Raw genomic sequence first — 23,562 nt, forward strand, 5'->3', positions numbered from 1 at the left:
GAGGAAAAGCATGTCCCAGGCGATTTCCGGCGGTCACCTCACCCTGGCCGAGGACCTGACGCTGAGCCGGGTCGGCTACGGCGCGATGCAGCTGGCCGGTCCGGGCGTGTGGGGGCCGCCGACCGACCCGGCCGAGGCCGTCGCGGTGCTGCGCGAGGCCGTCCGGCTGGGCGTCACGCACCTGGACACCAGCGACTTCTACGGCCCGCACACGGTCAACCAGGTCATCCGCGAGGCACTGCACCCGTACCCGGCGACGCTGCGGATCGTGACCAAGGTCGGCGCCCGGCGCGGCGCGGACAAGTCCTGGATCATGAACCGGGAACCGGCCGACCTCATCGCCCAGGTGCACGACAACCTGCGCAACCTGGGCGTGGACGTCCTCGACGTGGTCAACCTGCGGGTGGGCGCCTCGGCAGGCCCGGTGCCCGGCTCGATCGCCGAACCCTTCGCCGCGGTCGCGCGACTCCAGGAGAAGGGCCTGATCCGGCACCTGGGCGTCAGCAGCGTGACCCCGGAGCAGCTCGAGGAGGCGCGGGAGATCGCGCCGGTGGTGTGCGTGCAGAACCAGTACAACATCGCGCACCGGGTGGACGACGCGCTGGTCGACCGGTGCGCCGAACTCGGTATCGCCTACGTGCCGTTCTTCCCGCTCGGCGGCTTCTCCCCGCTGCAGTCCCAGGTGCTCGACGAGGTGGCCACCCGGGTGGGCGCGACCGCCCGGCAGGTGGCCCTTGCCTGGCTGCTGCGCCGCTCGCCCGCGATCCTGCTGATCCCCGGCACCTCCTCGGTGGCGCACCTGCGGGAGAACCTGGCCGCGGGGGAGATCGAGCTGTCCGAGGCCGACTACGCCGAGCTGTCCGCGATCGGCTGAGCGCGGCTGATCCGCTGGATCTCCGCCGCGATCAGCTCGGCGTCGGTCAGCGGCACCAGGTGCCCGGACTTCGGCGCCAGCACGTGGCGGCCGCCGGTGGAGACCAGGGCCCGCCGCCGATGTGACTCGGTGGCGGCCTCCCGGGTGCCGCGCGGCATGCCGGGGGAGTCCAGCGCGCCGGAGATGGTGGTGACCGGGATGCCGGGCAGGGCAGTCGGATTGTCCCGCAGGGCCACCAGGTCGGTGGGCACCGAGGCCAGTTCGGCGGCCCTGGTCCGCACCACCGCGGGGGTGAAGCCCTCGCGGCGGATGTCGGCGCGTGGCCCCGGCGGGAGGGCGGCGGTGGGCCGGCGGTAGGCGAGGCCGAGCAGGCGGAAGCGGACCAGCCACTTGGTCAGCGCCTGGCCGATCCGCTCGGCCTTGCGCACCTGCTCGGTGAACAGGATCTCGCACAGCTCGTCGGTGGCGTCCACCAGCACCACCCCGGCGATCCGCGCCGGGGTGGCGGCCGCGGCCAGGCGCACGATCGGCCCGCCCCAGCTGTGCCCGACCAGCACGAACGGCCCCGCGCCCAGGTGGTCCAGCAGGCCGCCCAGATCCGCCGCCAGCTGCGCGGCGTGTCGCGGGCCCGAGCTGGCCGGGCTGCGGCCGAGGCCGGAGCGGTCGTAGCAGACCGAGTCGGCGAAGGCGGCCACCTCGGGCTGCACCAGGCCCCAGAACGAGCGGGAGGCGGCCAGGCCCGACTCGAAGACCACGGTCGGGGCGTCCGATCCGGCCGGACCGGCCACCCGCTCGTAGTACAGCTCCCGGCCGTCCGGCAACCGCGCGATGCTCATTCCCGCCCCCAGGAAGTTAGGTAACCCTTACTTGGGTGGACTGTAGCAGTGCCAGGGCGAAGCGGGTCCGCGCCCGGCAATTTGGCTCAGGTGCGCCATCGCGGAGATCATGACCGGCGTGTCACCAGGGTGCTCCGTGCGGCGATCCCGATCAGCGACAGGAGCGTGAGCCCCGATGGCGCACCAGTCCGGCCCCAGGCGACCGAGCAAGGGGGTGAGCGCCGCGCCGGTGCTGGTGGACATCGCGCTGCTGCGCACCACCGGCTCGCCCCGCCGCTCCGGCGAACATCCCGGCCATTCCAGGGTGCTGGCCGAATTCCGGTCGCTGCCGCCGATCCTGGTGCACCGGCAGACGATGACCGTGATCGACGGCGTGCACCGGCTGCGCGCGGCCGTGCGCAACGGGCACACCCGGATCAGGGTCCAGTTCTTCGACGGCGACGAGGAGACGGCATTCCTGTTGGGAGTCAAGGCGAACTCCGCCCTCGGGCTGCCATTGGACCTGGCCGAACGTTCGCACGCGGCCGCCCGCATCCTGCGTTCGTGTCCACAGTGGACCAACAAGGCCATCGCCAGCGCGGTCGGCCTGGCCCCGGACACGGTGGCCAGACTGCGGGCAGCGCCGTCGGCGCGGTCCGCGCCCGGTGAGCCCGACCTGGCCGCCGATCTCCTTGCCCTGCGCGCGGATGCCGAGTTGTCGGCCACCGCCCAGGGGCGGGTGCTGGTGCGCTGGCTCGGTTTTGGCGCGGCCTTCGCCCGGAACTGGCCCGCCCTGCTGGCCGGCGTGCCCGCGCACAGCGCGCGGCTGGTCGCCAGGATGGCCAGGGCGTGCGCGGATTCGTTGCGCTGCTTCGCCGACGAGCTGGACCGACGCTGACCCGTCCAACCGCCGACCGGCCCCAGCTGGACGGATTGTCCTTGCCGCCCAAGCCATCCCTGGCCATGCTGTGCCGCGGTCACGGCCCAGGGAGCGGATGGTCAGATGCGCGGTCTCGGCGAGCAGCTCAACACGGTGCGGAAGTCGGCGGGCCCCTGCCCGCGGTGCGGCCTGCGGGAATCCTTCACCGTGCACGCGCACGCGGTGGTGTGGCAGTGCGGACTGGTGCGCTGGCTGCCGCCGTTGAAGAGCCCGCACGAGGAACTCACCGGCGCCTGCCTGCTCACCAGGGAACACCGGCTCGGCGTCACGATGTTGAGCCGCGCCAAGGTGATCCACACCCTGGTGCCGGACGAGCTGTGGCGGCAGATCCAGCCGCGCCTGCCGGTGCGCGCCCCGCGCCGGGACCGCAACCCCGGCCGCATCCCCATCGACGACCGGGCGGTGCTGGCCGGCATCGTCTACGTGCTCAGCCTACGGATCCCGTGGAAGGCACTGCCGAACGAGGCCGTCGGCTGCTCAGGGGTCACCTGCTGGCGGCGGCTGCGGGAGTGGAAGCAGGCCGGCGCATGGCCGGAGGTGCGCGAACTGGTGGACCACCGCCTACGAGTCCTGGCCGCCCGAGACCTACGAATCGCGATCAGCCCCTCCCCGCCGGTCCGCCGCTAACCGTGTTGGCCGTTGTCGTACGGTGTGTTGGCCGAACTGGACGGTGTGTTGGCCGTTGTGGTCGGTGTGTTGGCCGAGTGGGTGTACCAGTTCGGCCAAGACTGTGTACGACAACGGCCAACACGCCGGCGGGGTATGGGTTAGACCGGGCAGCCGTGCGGGTCGGCCTCGTGTTCGCGCAGGATCTGGGACAGGCGGGCCGCGCTCTCGTCGCGGTGGTCCGGGGTGTAGATGGTCATGGTCAGGTCAGGGCCGTCGAACCCGCGCAGGGTGGCCACCCGGAAGGAGACCGGACCGGCCTGCGGATGCGCCACCCGCCAGTGGTGCGCGTGCGCGGCCCCTGGATCCGGTTCGGCCCACCAGGCCGCGAAATCCGGGCTGACCGCACGCAGTTCGGCCACCAGCGCGGTGGCCACCGGATCATGCCCGCGGGCCCGCGCCTCGGCCCGGAACACCCCGATCATGTACCGGGCGATCTCCCGCCAGTCCGGCAGGTACCGCTGAGCGCCCCGGTCCAGCAGCAGCACCCTGAGCAGGTTGCCGGCGGGCTCCGGCAGCGCGTGGAAACCGAACACCACGCTCGCGGATCGGTTGTAGGACTTCAGGTCCCAGGTGTAGTCGGCCACGAAAGCCGGGGCAGGCAGGGCTTCCAGGAAGGCCAGGGCGGCCGGGGAGAGCAGTTCGGCGCCACGCACCGCGGCCCCCTCCGCACCCCGGCCCAGCCGCAGCAGGTAGGCCCGTTCGGCGTCGCTGAGCAGCAACGCCTTGGCCAGCGCCAGCAACGCCCTGACCGAGGCGGTCACCGGGCGGCCCTGTTCCAGCCAGGCGTACCAGACCGCGCTCACCCCGGCCGCGGCCGCGACCTCCTCCCGGCGCAGCCCCGGCGTGCGCCGCCGCCCCGGTCCGCCAGCGGACTGTTCCGGGGTGAGCCGGTCCCGCGCACCGCGCAACAGCCTGCCCAGGTCCTTGCGCATCTGCTCGGAGCGCACCATCGCGGCCCTCCAGCCTTCGGCCTGTCGAAGGCGGGAAAGTACTGCGGGCTAACCGGTCCTGTCGACATCCACGGCCGGTTTGCCGCACAGCACCTGCTCCAGCCGCGGCCCGCTGACCCCGTCCGGCACCGGCGCGAACAGGTGCAGCATGAGCTGCGGACTGTCGAAACCACGCAGCACCACGGTGCGGAAGGCGATCGCGCCCGCCCAGGTGTTGAGCACCCGCAACGCGTCCTCGCGCGCCTGCGGCAGCCGCTCGTCCTCCCACCAGCCGGCCATCTCCGGGCTGGCCACCCGCAACCGGGCCACCAGCGCCCGCACCGCGGGCTCCTCCGCGCGCAGTGAGCTGGCCAGCCGCAGCCGCCACACCATGGCCCGGCTGACCTCCGGCCAGTCCGCGACATAACTCCGCGCGGCCGGGCGGGTGAGCATCAGCTCCAGCAGGTTGTTCGAGTCACCCGGCAGCTCGGCGAAGCCGAACAGCGTTGCCGCCGGCCGGTTGTAGGCCTGCAGCACCCACACGTCGTCCACCAGGTAGGCCGGGATGGCCAGCGCGTTGAGGAAGGCCAGCGTGCCGGGCGAGGCCAGATCCCGGCCGGCGGACAGCGGCGCCTCCTCGCCCCGGCCGAGCCGGAACAGGTAGGCCCGTTCCAGATCGCTCAGCTCCAGCACGGTGGCGATCGCGTCCAGCACCCTGGCCGAGGCGGTGATCGGGCGGCCCTGCTCCAGCCAGGTGTACCAGGTGGTGCTCACCCCGGCGGCCCGCGCGACCTCCTCCCGGCGCAGTCCCGGCGTGCGCCTGCGCCGACCACCTGGCCGGTCCGCCGCACTGGGCTGGGACCGGCCACGCGCCCGGCGGAGCAGTTCGCCGAGTTCTCGCCTGCGCTGGCCGGACAACGAGGTCATCAGGGCATCGCTCCGTCATCCGTTCGGGTGTGGACGGTCAGCTTGCGGCGCATTTCCGCGGTGGGGTTAGCAATACGAAAGCCGATTCTTGTACTTTTCTGTCATGGTCGGCACGCAACTCGCCCCCGGGCAGTCCTTTGTCGCCGCCGTGGTCGAACTCGGCGGCGCCGGGCGCGCCCGGCTGAACCGGGAGGACGAGCACGGCCACGACCTGGTGCACGTCTTCGGCGGGATTGGCCAGGTGCGTTCCGGCGAGGCCATTTCCCGGCTGGAAGAGGGCGATGTGCTGTTCCTGCGCGCCGGGGTCCGGCACACCCTGGCCGCGGCCGACGGCGAACTGTTGTCGCTGGTGCTGGTGTCCTTCCCGGACCCCACCTGGCGGGCCTTCGCCGACCTGGCCGGGCTGGAGGCCGGGCGGTGGGTGCTGGACGGGCCGCCGCCGCAGGTCAACCTGCGTTACGGCGACGGCACCGTGCCGGCCGCGTTCCGCCGGGCGCTGGCCGGGCAGAGCGAACTGGCGCGGCCGATGGACCTGGTGCGACTGTGGGTGGAGGCGCTGCCGCCGCTGGAACGCGCGCTGCGCAGCCGGGCCTTCCACCCGGTGCCCGGCTGGCTCACCCAGGCGTGTGTGCTGTTCAGCTCAGAGGAGCACCTGCGGGCCGGGGTGCCGGGGCTGCTCGCGCTGGCCTCGGTCAGTGCAGGGCATCTGACCAGGTCGATGCACCGGCACTACCAGTGCACGCCGAGTGAGTTCGTGGACCAGCGGCGGCTGGCCTACGCCGCGATGCTGCTGGCCACCACCCGGCTGCCGGTGGGCGCGGTGGCCAAGCGGTGCGGGTTCAACAGCCAGTCCTACTTCGCCCGCCGATTCCGCGAACGGCACGGCTGCAGCGCCACCGAGTTCCGCCGGTCCCCGGTGCAGAGTGGTAGTTAATGTACCGTGATATGGCTGTTGACTTGACTCCGTGCATACCGAGAACATGTATTCGGTCGCGCAATTCAGGGCGCCCGGCATATCGGAATTCCTGAATCCGGTTGTCGCGAATTTCTTCTTTCTCGGTCGGAGTGTGGATGCGGCATGGACAACAGTGCTGTCCCGGCCTGGGCGCCGGACGGGGTTCCGGTCACCGTCGCGGTTTCCCAGCTGGACCTGGCCGGTTCGCCCCGGGTTTCCGGGGAGAACCCGGAACACGTCAAGGTGCTCGCCGGAATGGCGGGTCTGCCGCCGATCCTGGTGCACCGGCCGTCGATGCGGGTGATCGACGGCGCGCACCGGTTGCGCGCGGCGGTGCTCAACGGCGAGCGCACCATCGAGGTGCGTTACTTCGACGGTGACGACCGGGCCGCGTTCGTGCTGGGCGTGCGGGCGAATGTGGCGCACGGCCTGCCGTTGAGCCTGGCCGAGCGCAAGGCCGCGGCGGTGCGGATCATGGGTCTGTACCCGGACTGGTCGGACCGCGCGGTGGCCACCTCGGCCGGGCTGGCCGCCAAGACGGTGGCCAAACTGCGCCGGGTCTGGCAGCCAGGGCCCGCCGCGCCGCCGGTCCGGGTCGGCCTGGACGGCCGCTCCCGCCCCTTGGACGCCGCCGCGGGCAGGCGCAAGGCCGCGGCGCTGATCGGGGTCCGGCCGGACGCCTCGCTGCGGGAGATCGCCGGGCTGGCCGGGGTGTCCCCGCAGACGGTCAGCGATGTGCGCGACCGGCTGCGGGCAGGCCGGTCGCCGGTGCCGGGGACCGGGGCGCCGCGGCGTGGTTACCGGCGGGACGACGGTCCGCACGACCCGATGGTGGCGCTGCGGGAGATCCGCCGCGATCCGAGCCTGCGCTTCACCGAGAACGGGCGGCAGCTGCTGCGCTGGGTGGAGGCCAACCTGGCCACGCCGACCGGGTGGTCGGGACTGCTGGACAGCGTGCCCGCGCACTGGGCGCCGGTGCTCTCCGCGCTGGCCAGGGACTGCTCGGCGGCACTGCGTCAGTTCGCCGAGGAGCTGGAGCAGCTGGACCGGCCCGACGCGGTGCCCGCGCGGCGGTCCTGATGACCGCGATCGACCCGGTGGTGCTGTTCGGCCCGCCCGATCCGGTGCCGCTGGTGCGCCCCTACACCCGCACCGGCGGGCGCACCGGCGTGGACTGCGGGCTGCTGCTGGAATCCCTGCTGTGCGCGGACAACGCGGCCCGGCGCAGGCGCTGGCTGCTGCCACCCGAACACGAGGTGATCATGGCGTTGTGCCAGGCGCCGCATTCGGTGGCCGAGGTGGCCGCGCACACCGGGTTGCCGCTGGGGGTGGCCAGGGTGCTGCTGGCGGACATGCTGGAGCTGGGCCTGCTGCTGACCTGTCACAGCCGGGAGTTCGCCGAGCCGCCCTCACTGGAGTTCATGGCCAGGGTGCTGCGCGGCCTGCACGCGCTATGAGCCGCTCAGCAGTCCGCGGATCTCCGGCGGGGCCGGGAAACTGGCCTGCTCGGCCTCGCCGGTGGCGGTCAGCACGGCGAGCGCGGCCCGCAGCGTGGGCAGATGCCCTGCGGTGAAGCACCAGCTGACCTCGCGCGGGTCGAACACGTCCCAGCCCGGCTCCGGCAGCACCGTGCGGTAGGCGGCCGCGCGTTCCGGATCCGCCAGCAGCACAACGACATCGGCCCGCGCGGGGGAGTGCCGCACCGCGCCCATCCCGTGCCGGGACAGCTGGTAGAACCGCCAGCCCCGGCCGCGCAGCAGCTCCAGCAGACCCTGCCGTTCCGCCTCGTCCTGATCGCCGTGGACACGCATGATCCCGACGCTAGAAGTCAGAATCGGGACGGGTCCCGCCGCGCCGTGCTAGTCCTCGTGCAGCCAGTCCAGGTCCGGTGGGACCAGGGTGGTGGAGACCATGAGTTCGCGGAAGAGGTTGTCGTTGAGCGCGTTGCCCACCGGCTCGCCCACCTCCTCCCTGGTCAGTCCGGGCACCCCGGCGCGGGAGAGCCTGCCGCGCACGCCGAGCAGCAGGTGCTCGACCCGTTTGATCGTCCAGCCCTCGCCGGGGCGCAGCCGGTCCAGGCAGGCGGCGGCCTCGCGGCGGGACAGCGGTTGGGCGCCCGCCTCGTGCCGCAGGTAGCGCTGGCCCAGCGCGGTCAGCGCGAGCCGTTCGGTCGTGGTGAGCCGCCAGGTGCGCGGCGGGGTGGTGGCCTCGTCCCGGCCCGCGCCCCGGCGCTGACCGTCCCGCCCGGCCACGTACAGCTCCAGGAGGTGTTCCCGGCCGCCGGAACCGCGGATGAACAGCGGCGTGTAGCCCTCGGTCAGCGGCACGGGTTCCTCGTCGGTGAACAGCAGCCGGGACTCGGGCAGCCGGATCGGCCGCCTGCCCACGTTGCCCACCCACCACTGCTCGTCCCGGTGCACCAGCCTGCCGTGGTGGCGGCTGATGTGCCGGTCGTCCTCGCCGATGCACACGTGCACCTCGGGCCGGTTCCGTCCGAAAAGGACGGTCCGGCCCTCCCTCGGCGGCACCGCCAGCCCGCCGGAGCTGACCAGCGCGTACATGGTGCCCGGCGCCGAGGACGGCACACCGAAGGCCAGACTGTCGTGGGTGGCGGGCAATCGCTTGTCCGGCAAGGCTTTCCCGGCCCGGGTCATGCCGAGGGCAGACTGGTGAGGGCGGTGCGCGCGAGATCGCCCGCCAGTGCGCACAGCCGTGGGTGGCCGGTGCGGCCGAGCAGGGCGATGCCGAGCACCTCGCCCGCCTGCTGGCCGTGCTGGTCCAGGTAGCCGCGGTGGCCGATCCGGGCCAGGCAGGTCTCCGGGCCCCAGCCGTCCGGGCGCAGGAAGAACCGGCGGTCGCCGACCTGCTGCGGCACCCCGTCGTCCACCGGGCTCAGCGGCTGGTCCCGGTCGAAGATCACCAGCACCGACATCGGCTCGGCACTGCTGCGCCACCGGCATTCCCAGCCACCGAAGCCACGCACCCGGTCGCCGGGGTCGATCCCCGGCACCCGGCGCAGCGTGTCCGCAGGCAGCACCGCGCAGGCGTCCAACCTGGCCAGCGAAGCGGGTTCCGGCGGGGTGGCGCGGCGGGCCAGCCTGCCGCGGTCGAGGATCTCGGCGGCCCTGGTGGCGGCCACGTCGGCGATGGCGCACAGGTCGGTGCGCTCGCCGCGGTCGTGCCGGGCGTTGATGGTGACCGTGGTCTGCTCGGTGAGTTGCAGGGCCCGGCGGCACTGATCGCCGTGGCCGCGTTCCCGCACGATCCGCACCCGGCCCACCTGCTGTACCAGACCGTCCGCCTTGAGCGGTGGGCGCAGTTCGTACTTGACGTCGACCACGCCGCCGCCCGCCGTCCGCACGATCACGTCGCAGCGGTTGAAGCTGCCGTAGTCGGTGTCCACCTCGGTGCTGCCGAACCCGGTCAGCGCCACCGCGTCGGTCAGCGCGCACGGGTCCGCGGTGCGTTCATCGCCGATGATCGCGATGCTCTCCGGCGTGGCCGACATCAGCACCGGCACCCCGCTGATCAACGCCACCACCCCGGCCACCGCGCTGGCCCGCAGGCCCAGCCTGCGCCGGATCTGCTGTCCCAGCAAGGGTTTCCGGTCATCGGCCACCGCGGCCAGCATCCGCCGCGCCTGCCCGGCGTCCGGCCGGTCCGCCGGATCCCGTTGCAGCAGCGCGGAAAGCACCGGCCCGAGCGGCCCGGCCCGGCTCGCCGGTGGCACCGTCCCGGCCGCGGCCCGCCGCAGCACAGCGAGCGGGTTGTCCCCGGCGCCACCGAACGGCGGCTGGCCCTGCACCGCCGCGAACAGCGTGGCGCCCAGGGAGAACAGGTCCGCGGCCGCGGTGGCCTGCTCGCCGTTGGCCACCTCCGGCGCCAGATAGGCCGGGGTGCCCGCGACCAGTGCCGCCTGCGAGACGGTCGCATCCCCGGTGACCGCACGGGAAATCCCGAAATCGGTCAACCGCGCCGGGCCGTCGGCCGGCACCAACACGTTGCCCGGCTTGACATCCCGGTGCACCACCCCGCACCCGTGCACCGCGGCCAGCGCCGCCGCGAGCTGCGCGCCCAGCGCGGCCACCCGGCGCGGCGGCAACGGGCCACCACGCTCGATCAGCTCACCGAGGTCGGGTCCGGCCACGTATTCCATGACCAGCCAAGGCTGTGCGCCCTCGTCCACCACGTCCAGGAACCGCACGATGCCGGGGTGGGTCAGGCCCGCGACGATCCCGGCCTCGCCGCGCAGCCGCCGCCGTCCGCGTGCACCGTCCACATCGGAGGATCGGGCCCGCTTCACCGCGACCGGCCCGCCGAGCTGCTCGTCCACGGCCAGCCACACCACGCCCATGCCACCGGAACCGATCGGCTCGGCCAGCCGGTAGCGTCCCGCGATCAGGTCTCCAGCGTCCACCACGCCTCCACGTCACCGGTGGTGCGGCCAATCGCCGCAGCGACCGTACTGCAAACGGACCGGGTTGTCAGACCCCCGTGCCAGGCTTTCCCGGTGAGTAGTCCACAGGAACTTCGAACCGCCCTCACCAAGCTGGCCGTCGAGCGTCTCGGCGAGGATCTCGGCACCCGGCTGGTCGAGGCCAGCCGCCCGTCGATCCAGTTGTTGCACGACGAATCCGGCCCCGGCCGCTCCCGGCTCGGCGGCGACCCGGTGCTGCCACCCGGCACCCAATGGCCCGTGGTGCAGGGCAATCCGCTGAGCCTGCTGGCCGTGCTCGACCTGGCAGAGGTGGCCGAGTTCGCGCAGGTGGACTGGCTGCCGAAAGCCGGGCTGCTGAACTTCTTCGCCGACAGCGAGGGCGGCTGGGCCTACACCCCGGACGCGGCGGACGGCTTCCGGGTCGTGCACGTGCCCGAGGGCGGCGAGCCGGTCCAGGCGCCCGCGGGTGCGAACGTGTTCCCGGCCCGGCCGGTGCGCTTCGCCCACCGGCTCACCCTGCCCTCGACCGAGGACGAGGTCCTCGAACTGACCGAGGACGATTCCCGGCGGCTCTGGAAGCTGAGTGCGCACTGGTCGCGCCAGTCGGCCCGGCTGGGCCGCTGGCCGGCGACGGCGCCCAACCACCAGATCAACGGGTGGCCGGACCTGATCCAGGGCCCGGTCTGGCTGGAGGCGCACTACGACTCGCAGGGCATGGAGTGGGCGAGCGAGCCCAAGCGGCAGGCCGAGCACGAGCGCCTGGCGCGGGAGCAGAATTGGCAGTTGTTGCTCCAGCTCGACTCCGATGACGCCATGGACTGGATGTGGGGCGATGCCGGGACGCTGTACTACACCCTCCCCGAACAGGCAGGCCACGCGGGCGAGCTGGACCGGGCCTGGCTGATCATGCAGTGCAGCTGAGCCTGTTCGACCGGCCGCGGCGCGCGCTCGAACACCCGGCCACCAAGACGAGCCTGATTCATGTCTCTCCTTACGATTCTGATGAATATTGACTCGTAAATGAGACAGCGGATATAGACGTCTCATGGAACTGGGGCGGCAGGACCGGGCACAACGCTCGGCATCGTGGCTGGAGCTGGGGCTCGTCGATCTACCCGTGCGGCAGGTGGCGGTCTCCGCGCTGCAGGCCGAGTCGATGTCACCGCGGCAGGCGGGCGAGAACATCGAGCACGTCCGCCTGCTCGCCGACAGCACCGCGGAGCTGCCGCCGATCCTGGTGCACCGCAGCTCGATGCGGGTCATCGACGGCATGCACCGGCTGCTCGCGGCGGTGGCCCGTGGCCGGGCCGAGGTCGAGGCCTGCTTCTTCGACGGGCCGGAGCGGGACGCCTTCGTGCTCGCGGTCCGGGCCAACATCGCGCACGGCCTGCCGCTGTCCGCGGCCGATCGCAGTGCCGCGGCCGGCCGGATCCTGCGCAGCCACCCGGAGTGGTCGGACCGGCTGATCGCCAAGGTCGCCGGGCTGTCCCCCGGCACGGTGGCAGGCATCCGGCAGCGCGACGACCGGGCGGGCGCGCCGCTGGCCCGGATCGGCCGGGACGGCAGGGCCCGGCCGATGAACAGCGCGGACGGCAGGCGCAAGGCCGGGGAGCTGTTCGCCGAGCGGCCGACCGCCTCACTGCGCGAGGTCGCCAAGGCGGCCGGGGTGGCCGTGTCCACCGCGCAGGATGTGCGCCGCCGGGTGCGCGCGGGCGAGGACCCGGTGCCTGCCGGGTTGCGCGCCAGGGTCCGGCCGACGCCGCCGCCCCCGCGCTCCGGCGTGGACCGGGAGCAGGTGCTGCAGGCCCTGCGCGCGGATCCCTCGCTGCGGTTCAACCAGTCCGGCAAACTGCTGCTGCGCTGGCTGGACGCGGCGCCGGTGCCCGGACACACGCTGGACCAGGTGGTGGCCGGGGTCCCGGACTACCGGCGCGGCGACGTGGCCGAACTGGCCATGGCCGCCGCCCGCGCCTGGCAGGAACTGGCGATCCGGTTACGCCGGAGCGCCAGGTGAACGAGCTGGCCGTGGTCCGCGAGCTGCTCCGGCGGCACTGGCCCGCGCACTGGGACGGCACCCCGCCGGAACGGCTGCCGGGCTGGGCGGACACCACCCGGCACTGCGTCTGGCGGGTGCCCGGCCACGGCCGCGCCTACCTGCTCACCCTGCGCCGCCACCGGGACGACCCGTGGGCCGAGGCCCGCTACGCGCTGCGCCGCCGGGTGCTGGCCGACTGCCACCGCCAGGGCCTGCCGGTGCTGCTGCCGATCCCCACCGCCGCGGGCGCGCCGACCGGCTGGTCGGCCGGGCTGGCCGGTGAGCTGACCCCGATGGCCAAGGGCGCGGTGCCCAACCAGTTCGCCCCGCCGCAGGTGGCCGCGATGACCACGGCCGCCCTTGACCTGCGCGACTGCCTGGACCGGCTGCCCGGCGTGCTGCGCCGCGGCCTGGCCGCGATCACCGCCCCGGCCCCGGCCGGTGACTGGGCCGCGGCCGTGGACCAGGCCCAGCGCCTGCTGCCCGCCGCCGAGCGCCGGGCCGACATCTGGGGCTGGACCGCCACCGCCGTGCTGCGCGGGGTGCTGGCCGCCGTGCCCGCGCTGTGCACCCTGGACCAGCGCGGATTCGTGCCGCCCTCGGTGGTGCACGGCGCCCCGCACGATGACAACGTGCTGCTCTGCGGCGGCCGCGAACCCCAGGCCCTTGCCGTGCTCGGCTTCGACGAGCTGCACGTGGGCGACCGGCTGTACGACCTGGCGGTCATCGCCGACACCGCGGCCAGGGTCCGGGTCGGCGAGACCGCGCGCAGGCAGGCACTGGCCCGGTTCCTGGAGCAGGCGTTCCGGCGCGGCCTGCTGCCCGAGGGCGAGGAGCGCTTCCTGATGCCGGTGCTGCTGGCCAGGACCGTGCCCGCCGCGGTCGAGCTGATGGCCGAGCTGCTCCGGGACGGCCGGGGCGGTCCGGAACTGGCCGACCGCCTGGACCGCCTCGATCCGATGCGCAAGGTCAACGTGCACCACCTGCTCACCGGCGCCGAGGTGCGTTCCTGCTGCTGAGCGCGGGTTGTCCAACCGGGGACCGGGCCCACTCGGACATGTGGCCGGTGTCCCATGATGAGGCAGATTCCGGATGTGTGTCGCCCTGAGATAAAAGTTAAGATGTCCCTATGTCGGCCAAGCCCAGCAGCAGGCCCGTTGTCCAGGAGACCCCGCTCAGCCGGGCGCTGTCCGGCTGCGGACCCACCGCCAAGGCGACCCCGGTCGACGCGTTCAAGGTGGCCAGGACCTGGTTCCTGGAGGGCCGCCGGGTCGACATGCAACAGCTCGCCGAGACCCTGGGCGTCAGCCGGGCCACGCTCTACCGCTGGTGCGGTAACCGGGAACAACTGCTCGGCGAGGTGATCTGGGCACTCACCGAGGAGCAGCTCAACCGGACCAGGAGCAAGGTGCAGGGCAGCGGCCTCGGCTACGTCACCGAGGTGATCGGCACCTGCATCGCCAAGTTCCGCACCTCCAAGAACCTGCGCAGGCTGCTCTCCGACGACCCCGAGTACGCGCTGCGGCTGATGACCTCCAAGCACGGCATCGTGCAGGGCCGCATGATCGACTGGTGCGCGGAACTGTTGTCCAGCCTCAATCTGCGCCCCGACCTGGACCTGCCGGACCTGTCCTACGTGATCGTGCGGATCTGCGAGTCCTTCGTGTGGAGCGATCTGATCACCGGCGCCGAGCCGGAGACGGAGAAGGCCGTGGTGATCATCGAGCTGCTGCTGGGCGCGGCCCAGGTCGCCGACTGAGCGGGTGCGGCGGGGACCGGTCCGCGCACCGGTCCCCGCGCACTTGTCCCTACTGGGTCTGGAGATCCAGCCCGTAGGCGGTCAGGATCTCGCCGATCGGCTGGAAGTAGGCGATGTTGGGCTCACCCACCTTCTCCCCGCACTCGGCCTTGTCCTTCTCGTCGATCCGGCCGTCCCCGTTGGTGTCCTTGGTGCGGTAACCCATGCCACCGCTGGTGACCCCCTGCGCGACCGTGCCCGACATCCAGGCGCCGCCACTGTCCCCGCCCTCGGTGCACACGCTGGCCTGGGTCATCTCCTCGACCCGGGTGCCGCCGGCGTAGTTGACCGTGACGTCAAGGGATTCCACCTCACCGCAGGTCCACCCGGTGGTCCGGCCGGACTTGCAGATCACCCCGCCCACCGCGGTGGCCCCGTGCCCGGTGACCCGGACCGCCCGGCCGTTGTACTGGCTGACCGCGGCCTGCGGCGTCCAGTCCGCGGACAGGGAGGAGTAGGCGTAGTCGTTGACCGGGAAGCTGTGGTCGCGCACGGTGCCGAGGTAGCCGCCGTTGCGCCGGAACTCCCCGTCGGCGATGCCGTCCGCGCAGTGCCCGGCGGTGATCATGACCGGGTTGGCGTCCCGGTCGGTGGCGTTGAACCCGACCGAGCAGACGTACCCGCGTCCGCCGACGGTGAACTGGATCTCCTGTCCGCCATAGAGATTGGCCTGCGTGCTCGCCTGCCCCGCGGTCCGGTTGACCCGCACGCCCTCGACCGCGCCGACCCTGGCCGCCAGCCCGTCCAGCGCGGCGCCTGCCGGGATGGTGGCCACCACCGTGTTGCCCGCGACATCGGTGTGACTGCTGCTGCCCGGCACCCCGGTCAGCAGGCGCCGCACCGCGTCCTTGGCCCCGGCCAGCTTCGCCGCCCCGTTGGCCACCCGCTTCGCCTTGGCCCCGGCCGATTCCGCGGTCCGCGCCGCCGCCTCGTCGGTGACCGCCACCACCACGCGACCGGCCTCCAGGTAGGCCCCGGCGGCCCGGCCACCGAGTTCCGCGGTGAGCCGGTCCGCCTTGCGGGACAACGTGTCCTGGTCCGCGATCCGCCGCACCGCCGCGTCCCGGTCCAGCCCGCCGGCGACCAGGTGGTCCACGGCCGCGGCCTCCGCCGCGCTCAGCTCCGGACTGGCGACGGCGCTCGGTCCGGCCAGCATCGCGGTGGCCGCGACGGTGACCGCGACCCCGGCACGCAGGGTGCGCCAGGTTCGATCCGACATGACTCCTCCTCGACTGCCCAGCGCACTCGCCAAGGGGTGAGCCCTCGTCACCCCGCAGGGGATGGCGTGCCGCTGTGTTGTGCAGTGCGGAGTCTGCGTTTCCTTGCGGCCACAAGGAATGACCCGGTTTTCAGGTGGCGTTCAGTTCGCGCCACTCTGTTCAAACAAGTTCAGACCACACAGTGGCCCGCACCCGTCCGGCCCAGGTCGGCAGGCTGAGTCAGTTCATACCTACTGCCGGTAGATGACAAAGCTGGGAAAGGCGTGCACACCCGGCCGGTCGCCGATGTCCCGGATGGCGGACTGGATCTCGCGCAGCTGGGCCACGGTCAGCTCCAGCGGCGGCTCGTCCGGCTGGTAGGTGGTCCGAATCGGATAGTCCACCCCGGACTCCCGGGTCATCTCGATGTGACAGCCCAGCACGTGCGAGACCGGCCGCCGCCCGGCGAAATCCACCAGCAGGTCGATGGTCGCGCCGAAGGCAGCCCAGTCCTGCACGTACAACCGTCCCGGGTAGACGGTGTCGCCGGTGAGCAGGAACCCGGTCCACGGATCGAAGTAGGTCACCGCCGCCTCGTGGTGCCCAGGGCTGGCAAGGCACTCCAGCACCCGCCCACCCAGGTCCAGGGTGGCCATCCCGTGCCCGTCGAACCCGAAGAACGCCCGCACACTCGCCAGCCCGGCGTCCACCACCGTGGTCCCGGCCCGCCCGGCGAACTGCCCGTCCCCGGCCACGTGATCCCCGTGCCCGTGCGAATGCAGCACCAGCAACCGGTAATCCAGCCGCGGATTCCGCGCCAGCCACTGCTCGATCAGTTCGTCCACGGTCCGCCGCAATGGGAACAACTCGGCTGATTCGGTCGCGCCGGTGTCCACCAGTGCGACGGTGTGTTCCCCGAACAACAGGAACAGGAACGGCGCCTCGTAATTGATCGCCATGTTCTGGCGCAGAATCACCGAGTTCTCGTCATACCAGAACACCTGGATGTCCGGATCGGTGTTGTGCTTCGCCGACTCCGAACCATGGATCCAGCGCACGTCCAGCGGTAAGGCCACCACGACTCCGCAACATACACGCTGCACAGAAGCTACTCCGTTCGGGCGAACCTTCGATCGGGCGGAGCCAATGGCTTGTTGCCATCGTCCATGGTTACGATGCGAATAAGTTGGCGATAAGCCACGTGCGGCTGGGGGGCCCGTGCTGTTCGAGGGGGAGTACCACCAATGGCTGATCCGGATGAGCACCTGCTCACGCCTACTCAGCGCAAGATGCTGGACCAGCAGAAACGCGCCAATCCGAACCCGGTTCCGGTCGACATCCAGGGGTCGTTGAGCCAGTCCGGGCGCTACCTGATCGATCCAGCGCACGCGGGGAAGGCCCTGGCCAAGCTCCAGGAGGCGCTGGACGAGGTGAAGGCGATCGGGCGGGACGCCAGGGACCTCAGGCACCTGGATGCGCCGTACAACGACCCGTACAGCAAACGGGCGGTACAGGAAATTGCCAAGCGGGCCAGCGATGAGCAGGGCTGCCATGGCAAGGCCAACAAGGATCTCGCGACCACGCTGCAGAATATGATCGACAACATCAAGGCGATGGTGCTTGAGCACGAGAACGCTGAGCGTAAGAACAAGGGCATCGGAGGCAATCGATCGTGACACGCTCCATCCGGCTCGCGACTGTCCTGGTTTCGGGTGCGCTGGTGTTGTCCGGGTGCGGTGGTGGTGGGACCACGACCACCCAGACCACCAGCGCGGCCACCAGCAGCAGCAAGCAGGGCCTGGCGCCGCCGATCAACACCCCGCTCTCGGTCGAGGCGTTCAAGAGCAGGCCGTGCGACCTGCTCACCCCCGCGCAGCGGGCGACCGTCGGCGCGACCAGGTCCGCCGAGATCAGGGAGAGCGACCTGGGTCCCGCCTGCGTGTGGAAGGAGAAGGACTCCTCCGTTGACACCTCGGTCGACGTGACCCTCTACACCAACCCGCAGGCGGTGAACTGGGAGCGCCTGTTCGAGCGGCGGGAGCAGGAGCCGTTCTTCGAGCCCGCCGGTGAATTGGCCGGGGTTCCGGCCGTGCACATCAACGACGAGTCCAAGGCCGAGCGGGGCAGCTGCTCCACACACCTCGGATTGAGCAAGGACGTCATCCTGCGGGTGTCGGTGGACCTGCCGTTGAAGTCGCCGGAATACAAGACGCCGTGTGTGGTGTCCGACCGGATGGCCACGCTCATGATCCAGAACATCAAAGCGGGGGGCTGAGATGGGACAAGAGGTCCGGTACATCGCGATCAGCCGGGACGGGAGCATGCCCCGGGCCCAGGCGTTCGACGGCCGCACGATCTACGACTACTTCAACCAGAACGTCAAGGGCACCGGCGCCACCACCGATCCCAACAAGGACAAGTGGACCAAGCTCGGCCAGCGCTACGACGCCGTGGCCCAGATGATCACCGACGCGCTGTCCACCGGCCGGGTCGCCTTCGAGGGCAAGGCCGCCGACGCCATGCAGAGCAAGATCGTGCCGGTGGTGGCGATCGCCAGGCAGGCCAAGGGGGTCTGTGACAGCGTGGCGTTGCAGGTGGCGGCGCAGGGGGATCATGCCCGGCGGACGCAGCAGGCGATGGAGCAGGTGCCGGATGTGCCGGACAAGCCGTGGCTGAACGATCTCAACCCGATGGACACCGACTACGACAAGGCCAAGCGGGCCGAGGGCGAGGCGTTCAAGCGCAACCAGGAGCGCTTCGAGTCCTACCGGGGCAACACCCAGGGCACCGTGGACGCGTTGCCGCAGTACCAGTTCCAGCCGCCGCCCGAGCTGGCCCTGGACACCCGCAACGGCAATCCGGGTGAGGTGGACCCCGGTCGCCGCGATCCGGGCCGGGTGGACCCGCCGCGCGGGTTGCCGGGCCAGCCGGGACAGCAGGATCCGCCGGGTGGCATCACGGGCGGGACCGGTGGCGGGGGTACCGGGAACGATCAGGTGCGCAACGACTGGAACGTGCCGGGGCCGCCGCCGGTGGGTGGTGGGCCGCTGCCGCAGCCGATTCCCGGGCCTGGGCCGGTGCCCGGACCGGGGCCGCTGCCGGTTCCGGTGCCGCCGCCCGGGATTCTGCCGCCCGGTGGGCTGCCGCCCGGTGGCGGTGGCGGTGGCGGGGGTGGCCGGGCCGGGGCCGGTGGTGGCGGTGGGTTCGGGCCGCGGGGGAGTGGCGGGGCCTTCGGGGCCGGCGGGCGGGGTGCCGGGTTCGGGCCTGGCGGTTCCGCTGGCATCGGTGGTGACCCGCATGCCGCGGGTGGGCGTGGTGGACCCGGTGGCGCCGGCGCGCGTGGTGCGGCGGGCACGCCCGGTGGGCCGATGGGCGCCGGGGCGGGCAGCCGGGGCGAGGAGGACAAGGAGCGGCGGCGGCCGGAGTACCTGATCGAGACCGAGGACATCTTCGGGGACACGCTGGTGGTGCCGCCGCCGGTGATCGGGGAGAGCGGCGGGCCCTACGGGGGCTGAGAAAACCACGGTGCGGGGCCGGAACGCGATCGCGTCCGGCCCCGCACCATGGGCAGGGGGTGTTACGGGGTGACCTTGATGTTGGTCAGGCCGGTGGTGGCGCCGGTGACCGTGTTCGAGCTGTGGACGACGTTCGGGTTGGCCGAGCACTTGGACACCGACGGGATGTAGATGGCGTACTTGCCCACCCCGCCCAGGTCGGACTTGTTGCCACGCCAGGTGTTCCCGCAGCCGTTGGGGAAGGACGGGCTGCTGGACGGGTTGTGCGTCTCGTAGCCGTTGGCGAAGACGCCGGGCTTGGCGAAGGTGCCGGTGTTGTTCTCGATCAGGTAACCGGTGCCCTTCACGTCGATCCAGGAGTCCGCGGAGTTCTGGCCCTTGATGCCGGTGCCGTTGAACTTGTTGCCGCGGATCACCCCGCCGCTGGTGCCCTCCTTGACGTCGATGTGCTCGGCCGCCACCTCGGGCCCGATCTCGTTGTCCAGCACGCTGACCCGGTCCGAGCGGTCCGCGCCACCGGTGTTGCCGTGGCACTTCCAGTTCGAGCCTGCCGAGCCGATGTAGACGCCCTCGCCGTAGCTGGGCTGCACCAGGCCGGCGTGGGTGATCTTGGAGTTCTTGATCACGCCGTCAGCCGAGGAGCGCCGGAAGTGCACCGCTTCCTCGTCCACGTGGTGCACGTAGACCTTGTCCAGGGTGACGTGGTGGGAGTTGTCCAGGATGATGCCCTTCTTGGAGTCCTTGACCGTGAAGCCGGTCAGGTTCCAGTAGGGCGCGTTGTGCAGCCACAGGCCGTAGCCGGAGTCCCAGCCCGCGGTCGGGACGGGGCAGGACGGCGCGGTGCCCGAGGGGCCGTCGTTGATCAGCACCGCGTTGGCCGGGCCGGTCAGGGTGATCCGGGAGGAGGCCGTGCCCGCCTTCTGGGTCACGAACGAACCGCGGTACTCGCCGGGCGCCAGCTTGATCGTCTCACCCGGTTTGGCGTTGGCCAGCGCGGTTTTCAGCTGTTCCGCGGTGGAGACGTCCACCAGCGTGCCCTGCGCCGCCTCGGCGCCGAACACCGTGGCCCGGCCCGGGTTCTTCAGGAACAGGGAGCCGGAGGAGTCGGTGCGGGAGGCGTTGACCCCGTTGTTGGACTTGGTGAAGTCCACCGTCTCCTTGCTCGCCCAGTCCGGGATGGTGGTGCCGCCGGTGCTCAGGTGCTTGAACTTGCTCGCGTCCGCGGCGTCGCTGCCGAACTGGTAGATCCGCTGCCGGTCGCCGTAGTAGGGCTGGAAGGCCCCGCCCTTGCTGGCCTGCTTGCTCATCTCGTTGTTGTAGAAGACGTTCTGCGCTCCGCTGGAGCCCGACCACTTGGCCGCCTTGGGACCCGCGGCCCACCAGATCGGGTACCAGGTGGAGTCATCCGGCCCGCCGCCGCCTTCTTCCCCGCAGTTGCTCTTGCAGTTCTTGGAGGCGTGCTCGAACGGCACGGTCACCTTGTTGTTCTCGAACAGGTTGCGGCGTTCCCAGCCGCCGTGCAGGTTGAGGTCGGAGTCGAAGTCGTTGCCCACGACCACGTTGTTGGAGGCCGACCACTGGAAGGTGAAGTGCCGCAGGTTGCGGGTGGTGTTGTAGGCGTACAGCGAGTCCCACACCCGGGAGCCGCGGAAGTAGCCGTTGCCGCCCTTGCCCTTGTTCCAGGAACCGTCCAGATAGGACTCCTGGATCTGGATGTTCTTGGCGCTCTCGGTGACGATCGGGTGCGAGCCGGTCAGCTCCGCGCCCACCCGGCGGATCCAGGTGTTGGCCGCCCACTTGAGCACGATGCCGTGCATCTCGTACTCGGGCGCCACGTTGCCGTAGTTCTTGGTGGCCTCGGCCGGGGTCACGTTGTAGGTGCCGCCGCCGTGCTTGGGCATGCCGTTGAGTTCCTGGGTGATGGACAGGTCCTCGATGCCCACGCCCTGCACCACCTTGAGCGGGGTGACCCGGCTCGGGTAGGTGGTGCCGCCGATGGCCGGTGAGCCGTCGGCGGTGGAGTTCAGCGGCAGGTCGTACTCCAGGGGCTTGTCGATGGTGAGGTCCTTGGTACTGGAGTTCACCGCCGTGATCTGGAAGATCTGTTGCCGCATATGGAGATTCAGGTACTGCGCGGTGTTGGTCACGGTCTGCTGCTGGTAGAACTTGACCGTGTTGGCCGCGCCCACCCAGAGGTAGCCGCCGACCTTGAACTTGCTGATGTCGGCGTTCTTGGCGAGTTTGATCTGGTTGGCGCCCAGGGCCGAGCCCTCGCGCAGCGGGATCCCCGAGGCCCAGTGCTGGTTGATGCTGCCCTCGAAGATGTCCTTGCGGTTGGCCGGGGCCGAGCGGTGGTCGGCGGCGTACTTGGGTGAGACCTCACGGGTCTGCACCCGGAGCAGGCCGCGGCCGGGCCACATCCAGCCGCCCTTGCCCGCGCCGTGCACCATGCCGTCCTCGTCCCAGTCGCTGCCGTCCTCGGTCAGCGCGTCGTAACGAGTGTTGGCGTCCGGGCGGAAGACCAGCGTGGTCTTGCCCCGGCCCGCGCCCTTGAGTAGCAGGTAATCCGCGTCCACGCCGAGCTGCCTGCTGACCGTGAGGCGGCCCGCCGGCAGGGTGATCGAGGACAGTTTGGTGTAGCTCGCCTTGGGTGAGCACTTGGTCCGGATGTCGTCGATGGCCTTCTGCAGACCGGTGGTGGCATCGCTGCCGTCGGTCCGCACGCCGTACTGGGACGACAGTTCGCTCGCGGTGATCTGACAGGCCGCGTCCGGGTTGATCTCGTTGGGGCCGGGCAGCGCGGCGCCGCCGCGGTAGCCCGCCTTGCTCCAGTCGGGCAGGCCGGGCACAGGGGCCCGGCGGTTGGCACTGGTCAGATCGGGTAGTGCGGCCTGGACACCGGGTTCTTCCGCCGCACCGGCGGTGGGTGGGGTGACCAGGGCGGAAAGGCCGCTGAACGCGAGCGCGGCCGCGGTGAGCGCGGCCGTGCGGCGGCGTCGCCGTGCGGAATGACCCGCGGGCGACAACCGGGTGAGTCGCAACATTGATGCTCCTGAGAGATCTCGTTTCGACGGGGCAGGGCGTCGTTGGCGGCGAGACGTTCAGGCGACAGTTCAGGTGAACTCAGTAGGAATAGTAAGGAAACTATCCTAACTCAACGGGAATGTATGAGGCAAGGGCCAACGCAAACCTTTGCGCTTGACCGATTAACGCAGTTCTCCGTACTGTTCAGTAAGTAAGGTTTCTTTACCTCGGAGGTGCCGTGATCAGTCCCGTCCGCGGTACCCCGAGCCTGATGCGGGCCATCAACGACCGTGCCACCCTGCGTGCGCTGCTGGAGTCCGGTTCGCTGACCCGGCCGCAGATCGTCGCGCTGACCGGGCTGTCCAAGCCCACCGCCTCCCAGTTGCTGGCCCGGCTGCAGGAGATCGGCCTGGTCATCAGCGACGGCATCCGCAGTGGCCGCACCGGCCGCAGCGCGGAGGCGTACCGGATCAACCCGGCCGCGGCCCAGGTCGCCGCGATGGACGTGACCCCGGAACGGATCGAGGTCCAGATCGCCGACCTCACCGGCACGATCATCGGCTCGGCCACCCTGCCCGCCACCGGACCCGAGCCGGACCCGGTCACCCGGCTGCGGGCCGCGCTGACCGCCGCCGAACCGCCGGAGGGGCTGAACCGCCTGGTGATCGGCGTGCAGGGCGCGGTCAACCCGGCCACCGGGCGATTGGACTACGCCACCGACGAGGACATGCCGGGCTGGCAGATCCCAGACCTGGCCCCGAGTCTGGGGCAGGCACTCGGGGTGCCGGTGGTGGTGGAGAACGACGTCAACCTGGTCGCGCTGGCCGAACAGGCGCACGGCGCCGCCGCGGGCAGCCCGGATTTCGTGCTGCTGTGGGCCGATGACGGCCTTGGTGCGGCGCTGATGCTCGGCGGCAGGCTGCACCGCGGGGCCACCGGCGGCTCCGGCGAGGTCGGCTACCTGCCCACCCCCGGCGCGCCCACCGCCCGCGATGTCGGCCGGTTCGGTCACCACGGGTACCAGGCCCTGGCCGGGGGTCCCGCGGTACAGGAACTCCTGGCGGGACACGGGATCAGCGCACCGGACTTCCGGCAGGCGGTGGCCAGTGCGGCCCGGCGTGCCGCGGACGGCGAGGCGGCGGCCCAGACCGGGTTGCGCGAGGTCGCCGAACGGCTCGCGGTCGGACTGGCCGAGATCACCGCGGTGCTGGACCCGGGACTGATCGTGCTGGCCGGTGGGCTGGCGCTGGCCGGTGGCGAGGTGTTGCGGGAACTGGTGGAGCGGGAACTGCACGCGCTGACCATCCCGCGCCCGCCACTGCGACTGTCCACTGTGGAGGGAAATCCGGTGCTCGCGGGCGCGCTGGACCTGGGGCTGGGGCAGGTTCGGGACGAGCTGTTCGGCGCGGCCATCCCGGCTGGCTGACGGGTAAAGTCCGTTGGC

The 23,562-nt window shown here is 71.5% G+C and carries 23 protein-coding genes; 14 read left to right on the forward strand and 9 right to left on the reverse strand.

Translation table 11 applies throughout. From position 1 onward, the window contains the following. Positions 1-10: 10 nt before the first annotated feature. The gene (locus HNR67_RS21505) at positions 11-874 is read left to right on the forward strand and encodes an oxidoreductase (protein WP_185004039.1); all 864 of its coding nucleotides are present in this window, start codon (positions 11-13) and stop codon (positions 872-874) included. Here the strand turns inward: HNR67_RS21505 and HNR67_RS21510 are convergent. After that, entirely contained in the window at positions 847-1,710 is an 864-nt protein-coding gene (locus HNR67_RS21510; protein ID WP_185004040.1) for an alpha/beta fold hydrolase, read from the reverse strand. The two genes, HNR67_RS21505 and HNR67_RS21510, sit on opposite strands and share 28 nt — an antisense overlap. A 175-nt stretch (positions 1,711-1,885) precedes the next feature. Between HNR67_RS21510 and HNR67_RS21515 the strand changes: the two genes are divergently transcribed. Together HNR67_RS21515 and HNR67_RS46690 are read left to right on the forward strand one after the other, a co-directional pair. Beyond that, positions 1,886-2,587 carry a ParB/RepB/Spo0J family partition protein gene (locus HNR67_RS21515; RefSeq protein WP_185004041.1) on the forward strand — a complete coding sequence of 234 codons (702 nt, stop codon included), beginning with the start codon at positions 1,886-1,888 and terminating at the stop codon, positions 2,585-2,587. A 105-nt stretch (positions 2,588-2,692) separates the two neighbouring features. Continuing rightward, a complete protein-coding gene (locus tag HNR67_RS46690) occupies positions 2,693-3,256 on the forward strand; it encodes a transposase (protein ID WP_185004042.1) in 564 nt (187 codons plus the stop codon). A gap of 140 nt (positions 3,257-3,396) precedes the next feature. Here the strand turns inward: HNR67_RS46690 and HNR67_RS21525 are convergent, their stop codons facing one another. Both HNR67_RS21525 and HNR67_RS21530 read right to left on the reverse strand, forming a co-directional pair. Beyond that, complete coding sequence (locus tag HNR67_RS21525; protein ID WP_185004043.1) at positions 3,397-4,248, reverse strand: MmyB family transcriptional regulator; 852 nt, start codon at positions 4,246-4,248, stop codon at positions 3,397-3,399. A gap of 48 nt (positions 4,249-4,296) precedes the next feature. Beyond that, positions 4,297-5,154, reverse strand: coding sequence for a helix-turn-helix transcriptional regulator (locus HNR67_RS21530; protein ID WP_185004044.1), 858 nt, complete (start codon positions 5,152-5,154; stop codon positions 4,297-4,299). A 103-nt stretch (positions 5,155-5,257) separates the two neighbouring features. Between HNR67_RS21530 and HNR67_RS21535 the strand changes: the two genes are divergently transcribed. From HNR67_RS21535 to HNR67_RS21545, 3 genes are all read left to right on the forward strand, one after another. Then, positions 5,258-6,088 (forward strand): helix-turn-helix transcriptional regulator, encoded by an 831-nt coding sequence (locus HNR67_RS21535; protein WP_185004045.1) that lies wholly within the window; start codon positions 5,258-5,260, stop codon positions 6,086-6,088. Positions 6,089-6,232: 144 nt separating this feature from the next. Further along, a complete protein-coding gene (locus tag HNR67_RS21540) occupies positions 6,233-7,189 on the forward strand; it encodes a ParB/RepB/Spo0J family partition protein (RefSeq protein WP_185004046.1) in 957 nt (318 codons plus the stop codon). Further along, a complete protein-coding gene (locus HNR67_RS21545; protein WP_185004047.1) occupies positions 7,189-7,566 on the forward strand; it encodes a DUF742 domain-containing protein in 378 nt (125 codons plus the stop codon). The genes HNR67_RS21540 and HNR67_RS21545 overlap by 1 nt, the downstream gene beginning before the upstream one ends. Here the strand turns inward: HNR67_RS21545 and HNR67_RS21550 are convergent. The 3 genes from HNR67_RS21550 to HNR67_RS21560 are packed head-to-tail and all read right to left on the reverse strand — an operon-like array spanning position 7,561 to position 10,526. Beyond that, on the reverse strand, positions 7,561-7,920 hold the full coding sequence (locus HNR67_RS21550) for a hypothetical protein (RefSeq protein WP_185004048.1): 360 nt from the start codon (positions 7,918-7,920) through the stop codon (positions 7,561-7,563). The two genes, HNR67_RS21545 and HNR67_RS21550, sit on opposite strands and share 6 nt — an antisense overlap. A 48-nt stretch (positions 7,921-7,968) precedes the next feature. Beyond that, positions 7,969-8,763, reverse strand: a complete 795-nt coding sequence (locus HNR67_RS21555) for an FHA domain-containing protein (protein ID WP_185004049.1) — start codon at positions 8,761-8,763, stop codon at positions 7,969-7,971. Next, on the reverse strand, positions 8,760-10,526 hold the full coding sequence (locus HNR67_RS21560; RefSeq protein ID WP_185004050.1) for a serine/threonine-protein kinase: 1,767 nt from the start codon (positions 10,524-10,526) through the stop codon (positions 8,760-8,762). Before HNR67_RS21560 ends, HNR67_RS21555 begins: the two co-directional genes overlap by 4 nt. A gap of 93 nt (positions 10,527-10,619) precedes the next feature. Here HNR67_RS21560 and HNR67_RS21565 point away from each other — a divergent pair, with 93 nt between their 5' ends. From HNR67_RS21565 to HNR67_RS21580, 4 genes are all read left to right on the forward strand, one after another. After that, the gene (locus tag HNR67_RS21565) at positions 10,620-11,468 is read left to right on the forward strand and encodes a YwqG family protein (RefSeq protein ID WP_185004051.1); all 849 of its coding nucleotides are present in this window, start codon (positions 10,620-10,622) and stop codon (positions 11,466-11,468) included. Positions 11,469-11,592: 124 nt separating this feature from the next. Then, positions 11,593-12,561, forward strand: coding sequence for a ParB/RepB/Spo0J family partition protein (locus HNR67_RS21570; protein WP_185004052.1), 969 nt, complete (start codon positions 11,593-11,595; stop codon positions 12,559-12,561). After that, positions 12,558-13,601: a phosphotransferase gene (locus HNR67_RS21575; protein WP_185004053.1), complete on the forward strand. Its 1,044-nt coding sequence runs from the start codon at positions 12,558-12,560 to the stop codon at positions 13,599-13,601. Before HNR67_RS21570 ends, HNR67_RS21575 begins: the two co-directional genes overlap by 4 nt. A 110-nt stretch (positions 13,602-13,711) precedes the next feature. Next, positions 13,712-14,341, forward strand: a complete 630-nt coding sequence (locus HNR67_RS21580; RefSeq protein ID WP_185004054.1) for a QsdR family transcriptional regulator — start codon at positions 13,712-13,714, stop codon at positions 14,339-14,341. A 49-nt stretch (positions 14,342-14,390) separates the two neighbouring features. On the opposite strand, the gene HNR67_RS21585 is transcribed toward HNR67_RS21580, so the two are convergent. Both HNR67_RS21585 and HNR67_RS21590 read right to left on the reverse strand, forming a co-directional pair. Further along, a complete protein-coding gene (locus HNR67_RS21585; RefSeq protein ID WP_185004055.1) occupies positions 14,391-15,599 on the reverse strand; it encodes a S1 family peptidase in 1,209 nt (402 codons plus the stop codon). A gap of 231 nt (positions 15,600-15,830) precedes the next feature. Then, positions 15,831-16,655, reverse strand: a complete 825-nt coding sequence (locus tag HNR67_RS21590) for an MBL fold metallo-hydrolase (RefSeq protein WP_221489995.1) — start codon at positions 16,653-16,655, stop codon at positions 15,831-15,833. Positions 16,656-16,823: 168 nt separating this feature from the next. Between HNR67_RS21590 and HNR67_RS21595 the strand changes: the two genes are divergently transcribed. The 3 genes from HNR67_RS21595 to HNR67_RS21605 are packed head-to-tail and all read left to right on the forward strand — an operon-like array spanning position 16,824 to position 19,094. Beyond that, positions 16,824-17,255 carry a hypothetical protein gene (locus HNR67_RS21595; RefSeq protein WP_185004057.1) on the forward strand — a complete coding sequence of 144 codons (432 nt, stop codon included), beginning with the start codon at positions 16,824-16,826 and terminating at the stop codon, positions 17,253-17,255. Next, complete coding sequence (locus HNR67_RS21600) at positions 17,252-17,854, forward strand: DUF3558 domain-containing protein (protein WP_185004058.1); 603 nt, start codon at positions 17,252-17,254, stop codon at positions 17,852-17,854. Before HNR67_RS21595 ends, HNR67_RS21600 begins: the two co-directional genes overlap by 4 nt. 1 nt (position 17,855) lies before the next feature. Further along, positions 17,856-19,094 carry a hypothetical protein gene (locus HNR67_RS21605; protein ID WP_185004059.1) on the forward strand — a complete coding sequence of 413 codons (1,239 nt, stop codon included), beginning with the start codon at positions 17,856-17,858 and terminating at the stop codon, positions 19,092-19,094. A gap of 62 nt (positions 19,095-19,156) precedes the next feature. Here the strand turns inward: HNR67_RS21605 and HNR67_RS44650 are convergent, their stop codons facing one another. Continuing rightward, positions 19,157-22,138, reverse strand: a complete 2,982-nt coding sequence (locus tag HNR67_RS44650; protein ID WP_246492564.1) for a right-handed parallel beta-helix repeat-containing protein — start codon at positions 22,136-22,138, stop codon at positions 19,157-19,159. A 218-nt stretch (positions 22,139-22,356) separates the two neighbouring features. Here HNR67_RS44650 and HNR67_RS21615 point away from each other — a divergent pair, with 218 nt between their 5' ends. Then, positions 22,357-23,544 (forward strand): ROK family transcriptional regulator, encoded by a 1,188-nt coding sequence (locus tag HNR67_RS21615; protein WP_221489996.1) that lies wholly within the window; start codon positions 22,357-22,359, stop codon positions 23,542-23,544. Positions 23,545-23,562: the final 18 nt, after the last annotated feature.

The organism is Crossiella cryophila, assembly GCF_014204915.1.
In the GTDB taxonomy this organism is placed as follows: domain Bacteria; phylum Actinomycetota; class Actinomycetes; order Mycobacteriales; family Pseudonocardiaceae; genus Crossiella; species Crossiella cryophila.

Excerpts from the sequence above, each read along its gene's own strand:
- HNR67_RS21505 (WP_185004039.1), top strand. The coding sequence starts at position 11 with ATGTCCCAGGCGATTTCCGGCGGTCACCTCACCCTGGCCGAGGACCTG.
- HNR67_RS21510 (WP_185004040.1), bottom strand. The coding sequence starts at position 1,710 with ATGAGCATCGCGCGGTTGCCGGACGGCCGGGAGCTGTACTACGAGCGG.
- HNR67_RS21515 (WP_185004041.1), top strand. The coding sequence starts at position 1,886 with ATGGCGCACCAGTCCGGCCCCAGGCGACCGAGCAAGGGGGTGAGCGCC.
- HNR67_RS46690 (WP_185004042.1), top strand. The coding sequence starts at position 2,693 with ATGCGCGGTCTCGGCGAGCAGCTCAACACGGTGCGGAAGTCGGCGGGC.
- HNR67_RS21525 (WP_185004043.1), bottom strand. The coding sequence starts at position 4,248 with ATGGTGCGCTCCGAGCAGATGCGCAAGGACCTGGGCAGGCTGTTGCGC.
- HNR67_RS21530 (WP_185004044.1), bottom strand. The coding sequence starts at position 5,154 with ATGACCTCGTTGTCCGGCCAGCGCAGGCGAGAACTCGGCGAACTGCTC.
- HNR67_RS21535 (WP_185004045.1), top strand. The coding sequence starts at position 5,258 with ATGGTCGGCACGCAACTCGCCCCCGGGCAGTCCTTTGTCGCCGCCGTG.
- HNR67_RS21540 (WP_185004046.1), top strand. The coding sequence starts at position 6,233 with ATGGACAACAGTGCTGTCCCGGCCTGGGCGCCGGACGGGGTTCCGGTC.
- HNR67_RS21545 (WP_185004047.1), top strand. The coding sequence starts at position 7,189 with ATGACCGCGATCGACCCGGTGGTGCTGTTCGGCCCGCCCGATCCGGTG.
- HNR67_RS21550 (WP_185004048.1), bottom strand. The coding sequence starts at position 7,920 with ATGCGTGTCCACGGCGATCAGGACGAGGCGGAACGGCAGGGTCTGCTG.
- HNR67_RS21555 (WP_185004049.1), bottom strand. The coding sequence starts at position 8,763 with ATGACCCGGGCCGGGAAAGCCTTGCCGGACAAGCGATTGCCCGCCACC.
- HNR67_RS21570 (WP_185004052.1), top strand. The coding sequence starts at position 11,593 with ATGGAACTGGGGCGGCAGGACCGGGCACAACGCTCGGCATCGTGGCTG.
- HNR67_RS21580 (WP_185004054.1), top strand. The coding sequence starts at position 13,712 with ATGTCGGCCAAGCCCAGCAGCAGGCCCGTTGTCCAGGAGACCCCGCTC.
- HNR67_RS21585 (WP_185004055.1), bottom strand. The coding sequence starts at position 15,599 with ATGTCGGATCGAACCTGGCGCACCCTGCGTGCCGGGGTCGCGGTCACC.
- HNR67_RS21595 (WP_185004057.1), top strand. The coding sequence starts at position 16,824 with ATGGCTGATCCGGATGAGCACCTGCTCACGCCTACTCAGCGCAAGATG.
- HNR67_RS21605 (WP_185004059.1), top strand. The coding sequence starts at position 17,856 with ATGGGACAAGAGGTCCGGTACATCGCGATCAGCCGGGACGGGAGCATG.
- HNR67_RS44650 (WP_246492564.1), bottom strand. The coding sequence starts at position 22,138 with ATGTTGCGACTCACCCGGTTGTCGCCCGCGGGTCATTCCGCACGGCGA.